The 614-nt window shown below is 71.7% G+C and carries 1 protein-coding gene; it reads right to left on the bottom strand.

What is annotated here, in order from left to right; all coding sequences use genetic code 11:
- Positions 1 to 36: 36 nt before the first annotated feature.
- Positions 37 to 614 (bottom strand): replication-relaxation family protein (locus GT354_RS08600; RefSeq protein ID WP_202511656.1); only part of this gene is annotated, 578 nt, incomplete at its 5' end.

Raw genomic sequence — 614 nt, 5'->3', positions numbered from 1 at the left:
CATCGGTCAACTCATGACGTCGAATCACACCCGACATCATGCCTCAACCCGAGCAGATTGAAGACACTTCCTAGGGGTGTGGGTGACCACCACCAGAAACCGGCGGCCGAAACTCCCGGCCGAGCGGGCGGTCGGTGCGTGCGCCGCGCCGGGGTCGGCGGGTAGGGCGGCGAACTCGTCGGTCCAGGTCCCGGCCCGCCCGGCGGTGACGTCGGCCAAAAGCAGGGCGAGCGGCGGATACGAGCCTTCCGGGGTTGTGGCGGCGGGGTACGTCTGTTGCCAGACCTGGTGGGTTTGGTCGATCGGTGTTTTGGTGCGGCGTTGGTAGTACTCGACGTAGGCGGGGAGCTTCGCCGCCACGCGCTGCGCGCCCATCGTGTCGCGGTCGACCTCGACCGTCAGCAGCGGCACCGCGGTTGTGGGCGCGTACAGGACGGCGTCGGGGATCACCCGGCGGTGCCCGTCCAGGGGGTGGACGACCTCGGTGCGCCAGTGCCGGACCGGGCCGCCGAAGCCGGAGGCGACGAACGCGGCGATCGTGTCGGTCACCGCCATCGCGTGTCGGGCTCCGGGGCGCGCGGCGCCCTCGCCGGTCCCGGCCGGGGCAGTGCCGC

The sequence above is a fragment of the Streptomyces sp. SID3343 genome (assembly GCF_009865215.1).
GTDB lineage: Bacteria > Actinomycetota > Actinomycetes > Streptomycetales > Streptomycetaceae > Embleya.
This window is presented reverse-complemented; position numbering and strand designations above follow the sequence as displayed.